The 15524-nt window shown below is 56.0% G+C and carries 15 protein-coding genes and 3 pseudogenes; 5 read left to right on the top strand and 13 right to left on the bottom strand.

Annotation, left to right across the window (positions count from 1 at the left end):
- Positions 1-2: 2 nt before the first annotated feature.
- Positions 3-899: a DMT family transporter gene (locus PPL01S_RS06185; RefSeq protein ID WP_016393780.1), complete on the bottom strand. Its 897-nt coding sequence runs from the start codon at positions 897-899 to the stop codon at positions 3-5.
- A 133-nt stretch (positions 900-1032) separates the two neighbouring features.
- Between PPL01S_RS06185 and PPL01S_RS06180 the strand changes: the two genes are divergently transcribed.
- The 3 genes and pseudogenes from PPL01S_RS06180 to PPL01S_RS06170 all read left to right on the top strand — a co-directional run bounded on the left by PPL01S_RS06180 (position 1033) and on the right by PPL01S_RS06170 (position 4219).
- On the top strand, positions 1033-1470 hold the full coding sequence (locus PPL01S_RS06180) for an Lrp/AsnC family transcriptional regulator (RefSeq protein ID WP_016393781.1): 438 nt from the start codon (positions 1033-1035) through the stop codon (positions 1468-1470).
- Between the two features lie 471 nt (positions 1471-1941).
- Positions 1942-3474 (top strand): annotated as a pseudogene (locus PPL01S_RS06175) (NCS1 family nucleobase:cation symporter-1).
- Positions 3475-3490: 16 nt separating this feature from the next.
- On the top strand, positions 3491-4219 hold the full coding sequence (locus PPL01S_RS06170) for an aspartate/glutamate racemase family protein (RefSeq protein ID WP_016393783.1): 729 nt from the start codon (positions 3491-3493) through the stop codon (positions 4217-4219).
- 125 nt (positions 4220-4344) lie between these two features.
- On the opposite strand, the gene PPL01S_RS06165 is transcribed toward PPL01S_RS06170, so the two are convergent.
- Positions 4345-5007, bottom strand: coding sequence for a histidine phosphatase family protein (locus PPL01S_RS06165; protein WP_016393784.1), 663 nt, complete (start codon positions 5005-5007; stop codon positions 4345-4347).
- 334 nt (positions 5008-5341) lie between these two features.
- Positions 5342-5497 (bottom strand): annotated as a pseudogene (locus PPL01S_RS06160) (FKBP-type peptidyl-prolyl cis-trans isomerase); the annotation flags it as partial.
- Positions 5498-5689: 192 nt separating this feature from the next.
- Here PPL01S_RS06160 and PPL01S_RS06155 point away from each other — a divergent pair.
- Together PPL01S_RS06155 and PPL01S_RS06150 are read left to right on the top strand one after the other, a co-directional pair.
- A complete protein-coding gene (locus PPL01S_RS06155; protein WP_248694064.1) occupies positions 5690-6145 on the top strand; it encodes a hypothetical protein in 456 nt (151 codons plus the stop codon).
- Positions 6142-6513 carry a hypothetical protein gene (locus PPL01S_RS06150; protein ID WP_028625124.1) on the top strand — a complete coding sequence of 124 codons (372 nt, stop codon included), beginning with the start codon at positions 6142-6144 and terminating at the stop codon, positions 6511-6513. The genes PPL01S_RS06155 and PPL01S_RS06150 overlap by 4 nt, the downstream gene beginning before the upstream one ends.
- A gap of 261 nt (positions 6514-6774) precedes the next feature.
- On the opposite strand, the gene PPL01S_RS24525 is transcribed toward PPL01S_RS06150, so the two are convergent.
- From PPL01S_RS24525 to PPL01S_RS06100, 10 genes and pseudogenes are all read right to left on the bottom strand, one after another.
- A complete protein-coding gene (locus PPL01S_RS24525) occupies positions 6775-7503 on the bottom strand; it encodes a recombinase family protein (RefSeq protein WP_028625125.1) in 729 nt (242 codons plus the stop codon).
- 1464 nt (positions 7504-8967) lie between these two features.
- Entirely contained in the window at positions 8968-9507 is a 540-nt protein-coding gene (locus tag PPL01S_RS06140) for a hypothetical protein (RefSeq protein WP_028625126.1), read from the bottom strand.
- Complete coding sequence (locus PPL01S_RS25050; RefSeq protein ID WP_156042656.1) at positions 9504-9695, bottom strand: hypothetical protein; 192 nt, start codon at positions 9693-9695, stop codon at positions 9504-9506. Before PPL01S_RS25050 ends, PPL01S_RS06140 begins: the two co-directional genes overlap by 4 nt.
- An 80-nt stretch (positions 9696-9775) precedes the next feature.
- The gene (locus PPL01S_RS06130) at positions 9776-10012 is read right to left on the bottom strand and encodes a hypothetical protein (protein ID WP_042155545.1); all 237 of its coding nucleotides are present in this window, start codon (positions 10010-10012) and stop codon (positions 9776-9778) included.
- Positions 10013-10757: 745 nt separating this feature from the next.
- Positions 10758-12365: a recombinase family protein gene (locus PPL01S_RS24520; RefSeq protein WP_081833290.1), complete on the bottom strand. Its 1608-nt coding sequence runs from the start codon at positions 12363-12365 to the stop codon at positions 10758-10760.
- 53 nt (positions 12366-12418) lie between these two features.
- Positions 12419-12613, bottom strand: a pseudogene (locus tag PPL01S_RS06120) (FKBP-type peptidyl-prolyl cis-trans isomerase); the annotation flags it as partial.
- Between the two features lie 72 nt (positions 12614-12685).
- Positions 12686-13093, bottom strand: coding sequence for a GFA family protein (locus tag PPL01S_RS06115; RefSeq protein ID WP_016393786.1), 408 nt, complete (start codon positions 13091-13093; stop codon positions 12686-12688).
- A 77-nt stretch (positions 13094-13170) separates the two neighbouring features.
- Positions 13171-13959, bottom strand: coding sequence for a PhzF family phenazine biosynthesis protein (locus PPL01S_RS06110; RefSeq protein ID WP_016393787.1), 789 nt, complete (start codon positions 13957-13959; stop codon positions 13171-13173).
- A 51-nt stretch (positions 13960-14010) separates the two neighbouring features.
- A complete protein-coding gene (locus PPL01S_RS06105; protein WP_028625129.1) occupies positions 14011-14949 on the bottom strand; it encodes a 2-hydroxyacid dehydrogenase in 939 nt (312 codons plus the stop codon).
- 151 nt (positions 14950-15100) lie between these two features.
- A complete protein-coding gene (locus PPL01S_RS06100; protein WP_016393789.1) occupies positions 15101-15520 on the bottom strand; it encodes a hypothetical protein in 420 nt (139 codons plus the stop codon).
- Positions 15521-15524 lie beyond the last annotated feature (4 nt).

Raw genomic sequence — 15524 nt, 5'->3', positions numbered from 1 at the left:
TTCTACCCTTTGGCCGCGACCTGCGCCGAACGGAACCACCAACCCTGCTGCATGCCCGCCGCCGCCAGCAGGATCAACGCCACGCCCAACCACTGCAGCGGTGCCAGGCGGTGGCCGAACGCCACCCAGTCGACCAGGATCGCCGCGATCGGGTAGATGAACGACAATGCGCCGGTCAGGGCAGTGGGCAAGCGCTGGATGGCGCTGTACAACAGCACGTACATCAACCCGGTGTGCACCATGCCCAGGGTCAGCAGGCTGGCCAGCGCCGAGGGCTCGCCCGGCAGGCCGCCCAGCTTGACCCAGGGCGCCAGCAGCAGCACGCCGGTGGCCACCTGGATCAAGGCGATCAGGTGCGGTGGCGTCCCTTTCAAGCGCTTGATGATCAACGCGGCGATGGCATACAGCAAGGCCGCGCCCAAGGCCAGGGCAATGCCCAGCAGATACTCCTCGCCACTGGCCTGCCCGGCACCATGGGCGCTGACGATGGCCAGCATGCCGAGAAAGGCGACACTCAACCAGGTGACCTTGGGCAAGGTGATCCTCTCGCCAAGAAACAGCGCCGCCAGCCCCACCAGCATGAACGGCTGCACGTTGTACACGGCAGTGCCGATGGTGATGGACGCCCGCGAATAGGACGCGAACAGCAACACCCAGTTGCCGACGATGGCGATACCACTGGCAATCGCCAGGAGCAGCGCGCTGCGGGTGATGATGCCGGGCTTGAGAAAGCCGAGCGCTGCGCAGATCAGCAGCAAGGTGCCGGTGCCGAACACGCAACGCCAGAACACCACCTCCAGCACGGGTTGACCGCTGACCAGCACGAACCAGCCGATGGTCCCGGAAATCAGCATGGCGGCGATCATTTCCAGCGAGCCGCGGCGCAATGAACTGTCCATCTCACACCTCCCGTTGACGATGGGCCTAGTATGCGCAGGGCCACTGCTTGCCTTCCAGCGGATAACCAAGGCCTTGTGAACCGTTCACCTTTACTATCAAGGCAAATCCGCAAATATGCCTAACGAGGTGACCATGACCGATGCCATTGACCAATTGCTGATCAATGCCCTGATGGAAGACTCACGCCGATCGCTCAAGGCACTGGCGCAAATCAGCGGCCTGTCGGCCCCCAGCGTGAGCGAACGGCTGCGGCGCCTTGAAGAGCGAGGCGTGCTGCGGGGCTACACCGTTGATGTCGACCCACGCAGTTTCGGCTACCAACTGCAGGCCATCGTGCGGATCCGCCCGCTGCCGGGGCAGTTGCAGGAGGTGGAGCGGCAGATCATCGCCATCCCGGAGTTTACCGAGTGCGACAAGGTGACCGGCGAGGACTGCTTCGTTGCCCGGCTGCATGTGCGCTCGATGGAACAGCTCGATACCCTGCTGGACCGGATCAATGTGCTGGCCGAGACCAATACTGCAATCATCAAGAAATCACCGGTGAAGCGGCGGTTGCCGCCGATGGAATGAGGCTTGCCGGCGATAGAGCCAGCGCAGAAAAAGCTGACTAATTTTTGTACACAAAAATGTCACCATAGGTGCCATTTTTGTGTGCACTTACCCAGGTAACGCCCCAATACGTTACACATTCCGTTTAACTAAATTTGACCAATTGATCAACTAGTCTACCAACTAAAAATTTAAACCTGTTCATTTGGTCAACTTATAGTTTCGCTATTTCATTCACTTATCTATCAACTACATAGATTCAAAATACTGGCACCCGCAAAGTCGCCTTGTGCCTGGCATGGAACTCGCTTTTGTGTGTTCGTGTTTTGTATACAAATTCGACAAAACATAAATACACAAGAACTCGCGACGTTGACCCAAAAGTCAACCGCCGCGCCCAGAACCCAGTGATGCCAACGCTGCACCGACGAGATGGCGAGCCCGTGCGCATGCCCGCTCATCGCAGTCCACGTGCATCAGGAGCCTGCCGGAATGAGTACCAGCCTCGACCTTGCCCCTGAACTATCCGTCGCCAGCACTTCCCCCTCCTCTACCCATGCGGGCGAAGTTCCGCTGCTTGAACTGAGCCCGCGCCTGCACAACCGCGACCTTGCCCCGACCCGTATCGAAGGCCGGCGCTGGGGGCGTTACAGCATCTTCGCGCTGTGGACCAACGATGTGCACAACATCGCCAACTACTCCTTCGCCATGGGCTTGTTCGCCCTGGGCCTGGGTGGCTGGCAGATTCTCTTGTCGCTGGCGATCGGTGCGGCGCTGGTGTACTTCTTCATGAACCTTTCCGGCTACATGGGCCAGAAGACCGGCGTGCCGTTCCCGGTGATCAGCCGGATCGCGTTCGGCATCCATGGCGCGCAGATCCCGGCGCTGATCCGCGCGGTGATCGCGATTGCCTGGTTCGGCATCCAGACCTATCTCGCCTCCGTGGTGCTACGCGTGCTGCTCACCGCCGTGTAGCCACAACTGGCAAGCTTCGACCACGACAGCGTGCTGGGCCTGTCGAGCCTGGGCTGGGTGTGCTTCGTGGCGATCTGGCTGGTGCAACTGGTGATCCTGGCCTACGGCATGGAGATGGTGCGCCGCTATGAAGCCTTCGCCGGCCCGGTGATCCTGTTGACCGTGGCGAGCCTGGCGGTGTTCATGTACTTCCAGGCCGGTGCACGCATCGCCTGGTCGGTGACCGAGCCGCTGAGCGGCTATGAGATGTGGCGCAACATCTTCGCCGGTGGCGCCCTGTGGCTGGCGATCTACGGCACCCTGGTGCTGAACTTCTGCGACTTCGCCCGCTCCTCGCCGTGCCGCAAGACCATCCGCGTCGGCAACTTCTGGGGCTTGCCGGTAAATATCCTGGTGTTCGCCATGATCACCGTGGTGCTATGCGGCGCGCAGTTCCAGATCAACGGCCAGATCATCGACAGCCCGACCCAGATCGTCGCCAGCATTCCCAGCACGCCCTTCCTGGTCCTGGGCTGCCTGGCCTTCCTGATCGTCACCGTGGCGGTGAACATCATGGCCAACTTCGTCGCCCCGGCCTTCGTCCTCAGCAACCTGGCGCCGCGTCATCTGAACTTCCGCCGCGCCGGGCTGATCAGCGCCACCCTCGCCGTGCTGATCCTGCCGTGGAACCTGTACAACAGCCCGCTGGTGATCGTGTACTTCCTGTCCGGCCTGGGTGCCCTGCTCGGCCCGCTGTACGGCGTGATCATGGCCGACTACTGGCTGCTGCGCAAAGGCCGCATCAACGTGCCGGAGCTGTACAGCGAGCACCCGGCCGGCGCCTACCACTACAGCAAGGGCATCAACCTGCGCGCCGTGGCCGCCTTCCTGCCGGCCGCCCTGCTGGCCATCGTCCTGGCCCTGGTGCCGAACTTCCACGCCATCGCGCCGTTTTCCTGGCTGATCGGTGCCGGCATCGCCGCCGCGGTGTACCTGCTGATCGCCCCGCGCAATCGCCAATACCTCGACGTCAGCGGCGAATGCATCGCCGTCGACCACAGCAGCCACTGATCAGGGAGGACTGTCCATGCGTATCCTTATCGCCAACGTCAACACCACCGCCGCCATCACCGAAGCCATCGCCGAACAGGCACGCAGCGTGGCATCGCCCGGTACCGAAATCATCGGCCTGACGCCGTGGTTCGGTGCCGAGTCGGTGGAGGGCAACTTCGAGAGTTACCTGGCCGCCATTGCCGTGATGGACCGCGTGCTGGCCTATGACGGCCCCTATGATGCGGTGATCCAGGCCGGCTACGGCGAACATGGTCGCGAAGGCCTGCAGGAACTGCTCGATGTGCCGGTGGTGGACATTACCGATGCCGCCGCCAGCACGGCGATGTACCTGGGCCACGCCTATTCGGTGGTGACCACCCTGGACCGCACCGTGCCACTGATCGAGGACCGCCTGAAGTTGTCCGGGCTGTACGACCGCTGTGCGTCGGTACGCGCCAGTGGCTTGGCTGTGCTGGAACTGGAAGCCGACCCGCAACGTGCGGTGGAGGCAATCGTCGAGCAGGCCGAACGGGCCGTGCGCGATGACAAGGCCGAGGTGATCTGCCTGGGTTGCGGCGGCATGGCCGGGCTGGATGAGCAGATTCGCCAGCGTACCGGGGTGCCGGTGGTGGATGGTGTGAGTGCGGCGGTGACCATTGCCGAGTCGCTGGTGCGCATGGGGTTGAGCACCTCCAAGGTGCGCACCTATGCCACGCCGCGGGTGAAGAAAGTGGTGGGCTGGCCGATGCGGTTCGGGCGCTAAGCCTCGGGCCTCATCGCCAGCAGGCTGGCTCCCACAGCGAAACCACTGCTTTCAAGGCCTGTGGTGTACCTGTGAGAGCCGGCTTGTCGTGGCGACGAACCGCGGCGATAAGGCCCAGCAGGGTATCAAGTCGGGCAAGCATGCTCCCCGCCGTCCAAGCCTTGGCGCACGCTACGGCTGAGCAGGCTGGCCTTGCCGTCGTGCCAGGTCAGGGTCAGCACATACAGGCTATCGAAGTCATCCCCGTTCCAGTCCTCGGTGATCACCCGATCCTCACCCAGTGCCTTACCGGCTACCGTGTTGATCAGCTCCGGCAGGTAACCGTGGGACCAGGCCGTATAGACGGTGGCGTTGCGGTACTTTTCGCTGAGCAGTTCTTCGGCGAGCTCGTCGGTGTCGTTGGCACCGAAGTCGATGTTCACCGGCAGCCCCAGTCGAATCGCGCTCGGGGTGATCGTCATCAATGGGCGGATGTAGCTGTAGCTCTGGTCCTGGCTACCTTCCTCGACTTCCCGCGTTGGGTTGGCCGCGAATACGTAATCCGCCTTGCCAAAGCGTTCCGGCAGCAGCGTGGCAAGGTCCAGTGCGCGGTTGAGCCCTTGGCAATTCAGCTGGCCCAATCCTTCGCCAGGTTTTTCGGCGTGACGCAGGAACACCAGGGTCTGGGTACCGTCGACCGGCTGCGCCCGACTTTCGACCACCTCCAGTGCCAGAGGCGCCGCCGCGCCGATCAAGGCCAGGCTCAGCAGCAGGTGGCGACGGCGCCGGAGGAAAGATGGCAACTTCATGGAAAGGCAGCTCTTGTGGCAAAAAGGTATCGGTTTACCCGCCACTTGCCCTGCGGACTGTGCCCAAGACGCCCCTGGAGTGAGTGCCTTCCCTGGCAACGAGTAGGGCTCAGAGTGCCATCAGCCCGTTTGGTTCCCTCCGAGGTGTGGATGCCGTTCCCTGGGCATGGATCACCTTAGGGGGATTGTGTTGCTGGATTATTAAAGGTCGCGGTATGGCTGCCATGGGCTCGACAGGCGCTTTGCATCGCCGTTGAGATCGAGCGCCGCCCGCGCGGCGCATCGCGAGCTGCGCTCGATCTCAACGGCGACTCAAATCTCAAGCCATACCCACTCAATCATCCCGGGTCAACACTTCCAGCAACTCGATCTCGAACGTCAAATCCGAATTCGGTGGTATCGAGCCCACGCTGCGTTCGCCATACCCCAGGTGCGCCGGCACCTGCAGCTTGCGCTTGCCGCCGACGCGCATGCCCATCAGGCCCTGGTCACAACATTTTCGTAAGTCACACTACGAATCATCCCACACTTCGCGTGGCATTGCTCGGCGCTCACTGCTTCGAATCGGTAAAAGGTTCAGGTATGATGGCCATAGGGTGGCATCTAACAACCCTCTGCTAAATTATAAAGTCACAATCCTCCATCGGATTATGATTAGAACGCAAGAGCTAGGAGGCGATTGGTGGCGGAGAATGGTGTGATGAAATTCATTATAGACGCTGCATCATTTAGCTCAAATTTGCTAACCATCGCAGCTTCATCTATCGCTATTTATTTATTCATTACCAAACGCAAGGAAATATCATCTGTATTTTCCTTGCTAGTTAACTACACCTTTCAAATGTCTCTTTCGGAAATCAAAGAAAAGCTTGAACGCTTGAATGATTACAATGCGAAAGACCAAGAAAGTTGCGAAATCATTGAAAACATATTCCATGAAATAATTGGTCAAATCCGCGGGAACGACAAACTTAACGGTCACTTTGCGGAGCTTGTGGTAAGAATGGAAGAACTTACATCCAATCGAAAGAAACTCACCGAGCCGAAAAAACGAGCCGTGGTAAGTGAGCTAAGAGAAAGACTGAGAAACTTGAACGTTGCGAGCATCGACAATCTGATTGGAGAGGAAAACTCATGAGCAAAATTATTGAGGCAATAAATGTCATGATTTCGAATCATGCAAACATTGATCAGGTGTATCAAGGCACTTATGCAGGCGAAGTTTTTTTTAGATATGCCAATAAGTACAAATGGTCGATACTAAAAAATGACTCCGGGGATTACTATCTTAGCTACTATTCCGGAAGATATGAATTAAAAGACATGGCAAGCTGGCCAGATGAAGTTTGGCACGACTTTAACGACATGGTTTCATACAATTCAAAAGACCTAGGAACCAAAGAGGCGAAAGACTCGCTGAGAGAACTTCACACCCTCGTCAAAGGGAAGGTATTTGGAATGGATAGTGTTTTGGATGAAATTATCAAAAGTGATGGAACATGGTAGGCCGCAAAACAAATCGTGCACCCCACTCGAACTCGAGTGGTACGATCTGGTATAAGCAGGGATATTGATCGAACCTGCCTAACCTGACCGCACTGTCAGCACACTTCGAAGCCTGAGATTATGGAAATCCAGTGGTGATTGATGGCAGACGAGAACGAAAACACCTCGCCAGAGCTTACAGGAAGCTCCTAGAGGTGCGATTGAATGTATGTCTACCCTTACCCCACAGGGTAACAGCCAGCGTTGCTGTATGGGGCTATTTTATGCTGTCTTATCGAATGACAAGTTGAGAGCCAGCATCAAACGACGTACTGCCGTAGGATTGAACTCGCTACCGCGCGAAGTACGCAAGCCCTTGGCATTCAAACAATCAGCTACTGCCTGCAACGTGGTGAGTTTGTTGTACAGGCACGACTCTAGATGCGGACGAACCACAGCGTTCAACGCGGCTGCTTTCGCTACTGCTGCCATGGTTGCCTTACCATCCCTACCTGTAGCTTTACCACGACCTTTCTCAAGTCCATGTGTGCGACGTTGCACCTTCGCCACGGCCTCAGCTTTACCAGCATCAGCATCACGCTGCAAAACTGCCATTGCATCCTTGGTACGCTGGGCGATGAACTCACGTTCCTGTTCAGCTAGGGCGGCGAACAAGTGCAGTGCGAAGTTATCAGCGTTCGGCATGGTGGCCACCTTTACATCTACACGCTTCATCAGACCAGCAACGTGCTCAACGTCTCGACCAACCCTGTCCAGCTTGGCGACCACGAAGTCGGCATCATGTTCTTTGCAGGCTGCAATGGCTTTGAAGCATTCAGGGCGGTCAGCTGGTGCGATGGTGCCGCTGACAGTTTCGACAAACTCAGCAACAACGTTCCAGCCATTCGACTTGGCAGCGGTTGCAATGTATTCACGCTGAGCCTTGATCCCTAAACCGCTCCGCTCCTGTTTACCACTGGAGATTCGAAGGTATGCGATCACGTTTTTCATTTGAATCTGAATCCTGTCTGACTCGGCTGAGTCTCTTCCTGATGGTGCTGATTTTACATTCCAACCCATGGATTGTCAAAGCTAGGTGGAACAACGAAGCATTGGAAACCGAGAAAATAAATTCCCTTGACAGATTCAGTTTGTTCGCTAATCGATCATCGTAAGCCGGTGACCATCATCAGCATGAGTTGGGAATGTTGAAACAACCAGTGATCGAATTTGAGATCGCGTGAAAATCAAACCACTCCCTAGCGAAATTGTAGGGACAGTGTGGAGACATTGGTGTACGTCAACAGGTGTTGGCGAACACTCTCCACCGTTCGACGGTGAGGATGATGACACGGTGCTTGTGAGTTTGTTTCTCTCTCACTTTCAACGATCTAGGCTAATCCCGTTCAGCGTTGACACTGAAGGCTGATCATGGAGGATGGTTCCTCAACAACGTCAACCTACCGGTTTCCTTGGCGATCACTGATTGACAATCAGAACATCATCACTCTCATACACCCAGTGATCGCAGGTGAGCGAACGGAGTGAGTGAATGCTTTTCAATAGGGAGGCAGACAGCCTACCAAGCTTTTGATCTGTCTTCTGTACGTAGTACAAAGATGAATATTCTGTACGTAGTACAGAGATAACATTCTTTTTGATTTGTTCGAGCTACTGCTCTCTCCTTCCTTACATATTCTTTAAAGAGAATGTAGTTCAAAGCTTACGCTTTGAAATAATCATATTTATTGAAAGACAAGCACCACCCACCTCGCTTCGCTCGGCGGGATTTCCCTAGCATACATGAACAATTTGAATCTGTCAATACCCTTGGCACGTTCTTTGCTCCGATGCGCTCGAACCAGCCAGACCGATGGCCCTGAGGTTGCGCTGGAGGATCACAGGGCAAAGACTTTTGAAAAGGCCGGGGACGACTAGGCAGAGTGCGATATGACTTCCCACGGAGCCCACAAACGCTTGTGGCGCTAATGCTGAACATCCTTCCGTGACTTCCCTGCACTTACCGGCATTTGTTGATGCGCCATCTACACGCTCGTCAACCTCCGATGCTGTTCACATCGGCTCGTTCCAGTCGAACTGCAAGGTGTGTTTGAGGCGTGTGTCTCCCCGAAGTGGACGTTCCGACTTCGCCTACCCATCCCAGAAGCTCCTCCTGCGCGATCTACGGCTTGATCTGTTGGAGCCTGTGGGTCAGGGTTGCCGCGAGCAGATTCACCCTGTAATGGCGCTCACAGGGCGCTAGGCACTGCGATTCAATTGACTCACCGATACTTTCCAGTCGAAAAGGTGTAGAAACCGTGCTGCTACGATGAATTCAGCGGTGAATGGCAAGGAAGTGCTTGACCTGTCAACTTGCAACACCGGTAGGAATCAGGCTTCGAACATATTCCAGATGCAAAAGCGCCCCTGACGACCAACCAGCAAATGCCAGTAGATCGACAGGGGCGTCCTGTTTCACGCGAAGGCCAGAGAGAACTCAGCAGGAGTAGCCTCGGCAGGCTTCTGTTCTGGAATACCATCTGGAACCACCAGCTCACCGAAGCACTCGGAAACTTCTTTGTCGATGGCTGCCAACCTCTTGGCTTGGGCTTGTTCAACTGCTTTACGTTCTTTCTCTTCCTGAGCTTGTAGGAGTTGTTTTCGTAAATGCTCTTTGTACTTGTCATGCTGCACACGTAAATGTTCGACATACTCGCACTTGACCTTCTCTTTAACCTGTTCAATATCGGCTTGCTGTTGATCATCTGGCTTGGTTAACCAGATCGCGTGGGACAATTGTTCATGGCTGGCAGGGTAGTGCTTGTTCAGTCGATAGCCTTGACCGTGCTTTTCAATCAAGAGATTGAGAAAGTCATACTCTAATGCTGTGTGAATGAATTCCATGCAGTCGCGTGTATTACGATATCGGTGCAGTTCGAGCGTCAGGCGTCGCTGGTATTCTGAATCCTCCCAGACAGGTGGAACTCCTTGGATGGTTACGCTTTTGGTGCTCATTGATTTTGCTCCTTCTTCATTTCGTTAATGTGATTGCGCATCTTGTTCAGGATGCTGGTGCGGTACACCTTATCGGGATCAACAGGATCTTCACCAACAAGTTGATCTGCCACCGTACTCTTCTCTTTCTGAACTCGATCACTTGCCCGCAGGAGAGAACGTCGGAACTGTTCAACTGAACTGCTCATGCTTCTACTCGACGGCCATACTCTTCCTGACTCCACTGGGGAGTGCGTACCACTAATCTTGATTCTCTCTGCAATGTTCGTTATTGCTTTTGTCTGTTGCGTATGATGTGTGCAATTGCCTTCGCAATGATGTCGATGCGGTATAGCTCCAAATCAAACGCTGGCATGCTAGTGAGTGCAGGAGAGCGTTCATCGAACACTGACTTGATACCAGTTGGTTTGCTACTTGCTGCGTCAGTTTGTTGCTGAATGGCTTGGCGTTGCTTAAGTCGAGCGAACGCACGGTTCAAACCTTGAATAGTAGAGTCAATACTCATGCCTCGCTCCAACTGTAATGTATGAAGACAGCAGCTCTAGAATATCACTGCACCGTTGATGCTCTGCACGGTTACCAGTACAGGCTGCCGCTGCTCGCAACGATTTGTAATGCTTCATCTGATGGTAAATCTCTTTGTTAGTCATTGTAGATACCCTTCAAAAATTGCTAGACAGGTGATTACTCACCAACGAAGTCAAATAGGCGTCTACGCCCTTGTTAGCTGCATAGGCCGCTAGGAACAAATCAAGATGCACAGAAGTTGGCAGACGAAAGGGAATCAAAACTGATTGCTCTTTCAAGGCTCTCCATTTCTTACTTCTGCACTTGCCACTACAAGTTACAGCATCAATTCGTTTGTTTGTTAGTGGCAAGTGGCAAGACAGGCACAGTCGATTTTGCCCCATAGATGAAACCTCCATATGAATATGTGTAGTGGTGTCTATCAGAACGCATGTTCCGATGGACAAAAGAAAGCCCCCTCTCCACCTAATTAAGTGTAAGAGGGAGGCTAAGGAGAAAATGGACCACTATGGGAGAATCGCAGTGGTAGGGAGCAACGCTGATCATGAAGGAAGGCAAGACCACGTTGCTCATTAACGTCGAGAACACGACATTATGGGATCACTGAGAGAACAGGGAAATGGTCAACCTGTAAGCGGTTAGCTTTCATTCTCTCAATGTGTAAATTGTATCATTTTAAATTGAATTTGTCCATACGTTACATATGTTTTTTGAACTTTATTTCACTCTCCATCCACTTCGTGGACCGCCAACTTCATACTCAAAACCTTACCTGATCGACTGACCACATAGTTTGATTTGTCATCGTGGTTAAATGCAGTTGGTATTTCTGGAATGATAGGTGAAATAACAAATTCATGGCCACCTTCAAGAACGCGGTAGCCCAATGTCTGATTTCCTTTCCTTACTGTACCAACGTAAATGAGCGGGACATCATCGCCAGTTACAAATAGTGTACGCCCCTCATGTACAGTGATTGCATATTCTGCTTGCCGCAGCAAAGCACTCAGTTGTATTGGATCGTCTTTAAACATTCGATCATGCTCCACCGCCGAGTCATGAATGATATCGAATGCTTGCCTTCTAACAGGTTGCTCAACCACACGATCAAGTATACTCAACTCCTCATCAATCGCTTTACGACGTTCGTTAGCTTCATCCAACTCTGCCTCAATCGCTGGTGAATCGTATTTAGCCAGCGCCTTTGCAAGTCGTGCAAAAGAGGCGATCACTTCGTCCCTTTCTACGGTGAGAGCTAGCTTTCTTTTATCATTCTCAGTAAGCCGGATTGCATTCAACGCCTTGCCGATAGACATATGTGCAGTAGCGGTATACATTTTATACACCACTTGATAAGGCACGGTCTCAGCATTGGTACAACCAGCCGATTTCAATCGGTGATGCCTAACACATCGCATGTTGTTCGGTTTACCATCCTTGTGATGAATGACGTAGTTTGAACCGCATGTTCCACACTTAACCAAACCGACAAGGAAATGCTTTGATGTACGTTCTCTAGGCTTCGTCGCTGCTTGCTTCTTACGTAGTTGTGCCTGCATAAACAATTCATTAGAAACAACAGCAGGGTATACGTTAGGAATTTCATTCCAGTAGCCAATAGCTGCTTTGTTCCGCAACCATGCTTCAATCGTTGGACCTGAACAACTTGCTAACTCAGGCACACCAGTAGCACGAAGTCGATTAGCAATTGTATTTTTACCAACACCTGACACATACAATTCAAATGCGTTCTTGATGTTAGGTGCAATGGTCTCTTTCAATACACCATCAACAGTCAGCCAGATTGGGGTCCACCGCTTTACGGGCTCACCACTGATTGCCTTTTGTCTTCGTATTTCATAGCTAGCAGTTACTCGTTCACTCAGTTGTTTGGAGTACCCGTGTGCTGCTTGAATCTTCGCAACTAACAAGAACAAGTGACCGCCAGCGGCTGAATCAATGGTGTAAGTAGTATTGTCGTCGAGCGTGATGATCGATACACCAGCTGCAAGGATTGGTGTAATAACTTCGTTCAACATTATGAGTGGGTGAAGACGTCCGGCTCTGTCGATCGCCTCGACCAGCACAACGTCACCAGCTTTGATACCACCAGTTTTGACGGCGTCTAGGAGCATGGCAAATCCACCACCGTCCTTGGTGTGCTCACCCTTGTACCCGCTCTTGCCGAGGTCTCGATAGTTGAGGTCAGACAAGGTGTAATCGGGGTTCTGCCCCATCCACGTCATCACCATTTGATGCTGGCGTTCAGTACTGGTGCCGCTCGCCTGACGAGCACTGCTGAATCGAATGTAGGGAATGGCGGCTGGCATTGACCTGCTTCCTGCTGTTCAAAAAGACAGGATACACCACAGTGTCATTTACCGAGAGGCTGCTCCCAGCCTTTGATCACCCGGCCGGTGCCGATCACGCACTGGAAGGGCTTGCCCCGCGACCAGGACGAATCGAATTCGCTGCCATCGGCGAGCCAGCCGGTGTACTGGGTGGTGATCAGGGCGCCTTTGACGACGGCCTTGCCGTCGCCTTCGACGATATCGGTGACATGCAGTTCGCTGCTCATGGGCAGGCTCCATCGCTGAAATTCAAGGCCGCCCTTTTCGCAGGAATACAGTGGTTTGGCAAGCCAGAGGGGTCAACCCAGTTGCTCGAAGGCTTCCTGGCCGGTCAGTTGTTTGGTCTGGTTGGCAAAGCAGTACCAGGCAGGTTTCTGCTCTACGAAGATCTGCATGTCGAAATGCCAATCTTCATCGCCGTCGAGCAGGCCCACGGGTACCGCGTAGAAGTCCTTGGCCTTGAGCCGGTAGTAGAGGTGCGTTCCGCACTTGCCGCAAAAGCCGCGCTGGGCCCAGTCGGACGACTCGTAGACACTGGGTTCACGCCCCTCGATCACCGGGGGCTGGCTGCAATCCACCACCAACAGCGGGCCACCGGTCCACTTGCGGCACATGCTGCAGTGACAGGCGCTGACATGGGTGTTGTCGACAGTGACGTGCAGATGGGTTTCGCCACACAGGCAGCTGCCGCTTTTTTCCAGGGTCATGGTGAAGCTCCTTGCGAGGGGTGGGTGCACAAGTATAGAACGGGCCCCGATGAAGGCCCGTCACCCCACTCGCAGGCTCAGATGAAGATGCTGCCGCGCAGGTACAAGGCCGCTCGCCCGCTGATGATCACCCGGCCATTGCCCGGCACCTGGCAGTGCAACTGGCCTTTTCGGGTACCGCCCTGCTCGCAGCTGAGCGCGTGCTTGCCCAACCGCTGCGCCCACAAGGGCGCCAGCGAAGTATGGGCGGAGCCGGTGACTGGGTCTTCGTTGACACCCACCCGAGGGCCGAACCAACGGGTAACGAAATCGTGACCGCGGCCCGGGGCCGTCACCGCGATGCCGCGTACCTCGAAGGCCGACAAGGCAACGAAGTCAGGCTTGAGTGGGTCGAGCAAGGTGGCATCTTCGATCATCACCACATAGTCGTCGGAGCGATACACAGCGCTGGCAGTACTCAAGCCCAGGGCCTCCAGCAAACCTGATGGAATGTCCACGGCTACCGGCTGCTTGGCCGGGAAATCCATGGCCAGCAGCCCGTGCGGGTCTCGGCTGACTCGCAGTTCACCGCTACGCGTGTTGAAGCGCAGCACGGCGGCCTGCTCGTCCAACTGCTCGAACAGCACGTAGGCCGACGCAAGCGTGGCATGGCCGCACAGGTCGACTTCCACCGTCGGGGTGAACCAGCGCAGGTCGAAGGTATCACCGTTGCGCACGAAATAGGCGGTCTCGGAAAGGTTGTTCTCTTCGGCGATACGCTGCAGCACGGCATCGGGCAGCCAGCTTTCGAGGGGGATTACCGCCGCAGGGTTGCCACCGAACGGTTCGGCGGAAAAGGCATCGACCTGGAAGATCTCGAGTTGCATGCAAACACTCCTTGAGGCCCGGGCGGCGCCGGGCAGTATCGAAAGCGAAGGCTAGCCGCGGACCGGTGTGAGCACCGGTTCACCGGCGAAGAACGCCTGCAGGTTGCGCAACACCAGGGTGACGGTGTCGCGCGCGGCCTCAGGCGACTGCCCAGCCACATGGGGCGTGAGCACAGTGTTGGCGAGGGCCTTGAGGGCTTCGGGCACGGCCGGCTCATCGTCGAACACGTCCAGCGCAGCGCCAGCGATGCGACCTTGCTGCAAGGCTGCGACCAGCGCCTGGGTGTCCACCACGCTGGCGCGGGCGATATTCACCAGGTAGCCCTCGGCACCCAGCGCGTCGAGTACCTGGGCATCGATCAGGTGACGTGTGCTGGCGCCGCCCGGGGTGGACACCACCAGGATGTCGACGGCTTCAGCCAGGTGCAGCGGGCTGTCATACCAGCTGTAGGGCATGTCCTGGCGCGGGGTGCGGCTGTGGTAGCCGATGCGCATGTCGAAGCCCAGGTTGGCACGTTTGGCAATGGCCTGGCCGACTGCACCCAGGCCGAGGATACCCAGGCGCTTGCCGCTGACCGAAGGGCTGATGACACGGTTCCACTCGCCACGGCGGGTGCTGGCATCGGCACGGGGGATATCGCGCAACAGCGCCAGCAGCATCGCCAGGGTGTGGTCGGCAACGGCGGCAGCGTTGGCCCCTGCGCCATTGGTGACGGTGATGCCCCGTGCAGCGGCGGCAGCCAGATCGACCTGCTCGTAACCGGCGCCGATCACGCAGATGATCTGTAACGCAGGCAGTGCCTGGATTTCAGCGGCGGTCAGGCCCAGGGGGCCACGGGTCAGCACGGCGTCGATCTCGGCGCCATGGCGCTGGATCGCCTCGGCGCGCAGCAATGGAGAGGGGGCGCGGATCAGGCGATAACCGGCCTTTTCGAGCAAAGGCAGGTAATCGTCGACGGTTTCTACCAGCACCAGGACTGTCTTGTGCATGCCACCTCCTTGAATGTCAGGGAGGCATTATGCGGAATTGGGGGGTGTATGCCGATGCGTTTTTGTCGGCCTTTAGATCGAGCGCCGCCCGCGATGCGCCGCGCGGGCGGCGCTCGATTTCATAGGCGCCAAATAATCATCGCCCATGCACCTACTGCGCGAACGCCCGCCCCAGGCCACCCGGCACACCGCTGCTGTCGGTTTCCTGCCACGGCCCGTCCGGGTTCAGCGACCAGCTCCAGCCATTGTCATAACGGTAGTAGGTACGCTGCCGGTAGAACGTGTTGGGCTGCTTCTCCAGCACATACACGCCAAGCTTCGGGTCCCAATGGCTGGCACCGCCAGGTGGCGGGGCGAAACTGGCTGAGGTACGCGGCATCGGCTTGGGGATCGCCGCTGGCTTGCTCGGCTGGGTCGAGGGCTGGCCACCGGGCAGCGGCTTGACCACCGGCCCCGGGTGCGGCGGCGCCGTTTCGACCGGTGGCGAAGGCTGCTCGTACGGCTCACGCACCGTACACGCGGACAAACCCAGGGCCAGGGTGATCAGGGTCAGGCGAACGGTACTGTGCATGGCA

This window comes from Pseudomonas plecoglossicida NBRC 103162 = DSM 15088, assembly GCF_000730665.1.
Lineage (GTDB): Bacteria > Pseudomonadota > Gammaproteobacteria > Pseudomonadales > Pseudomonadaceae > Aquipseudomonas > Aquipseudomonas plecoglossicida.
This window is presented reverse-complemented; position numbering and strand designations above follow the sequence as displayed.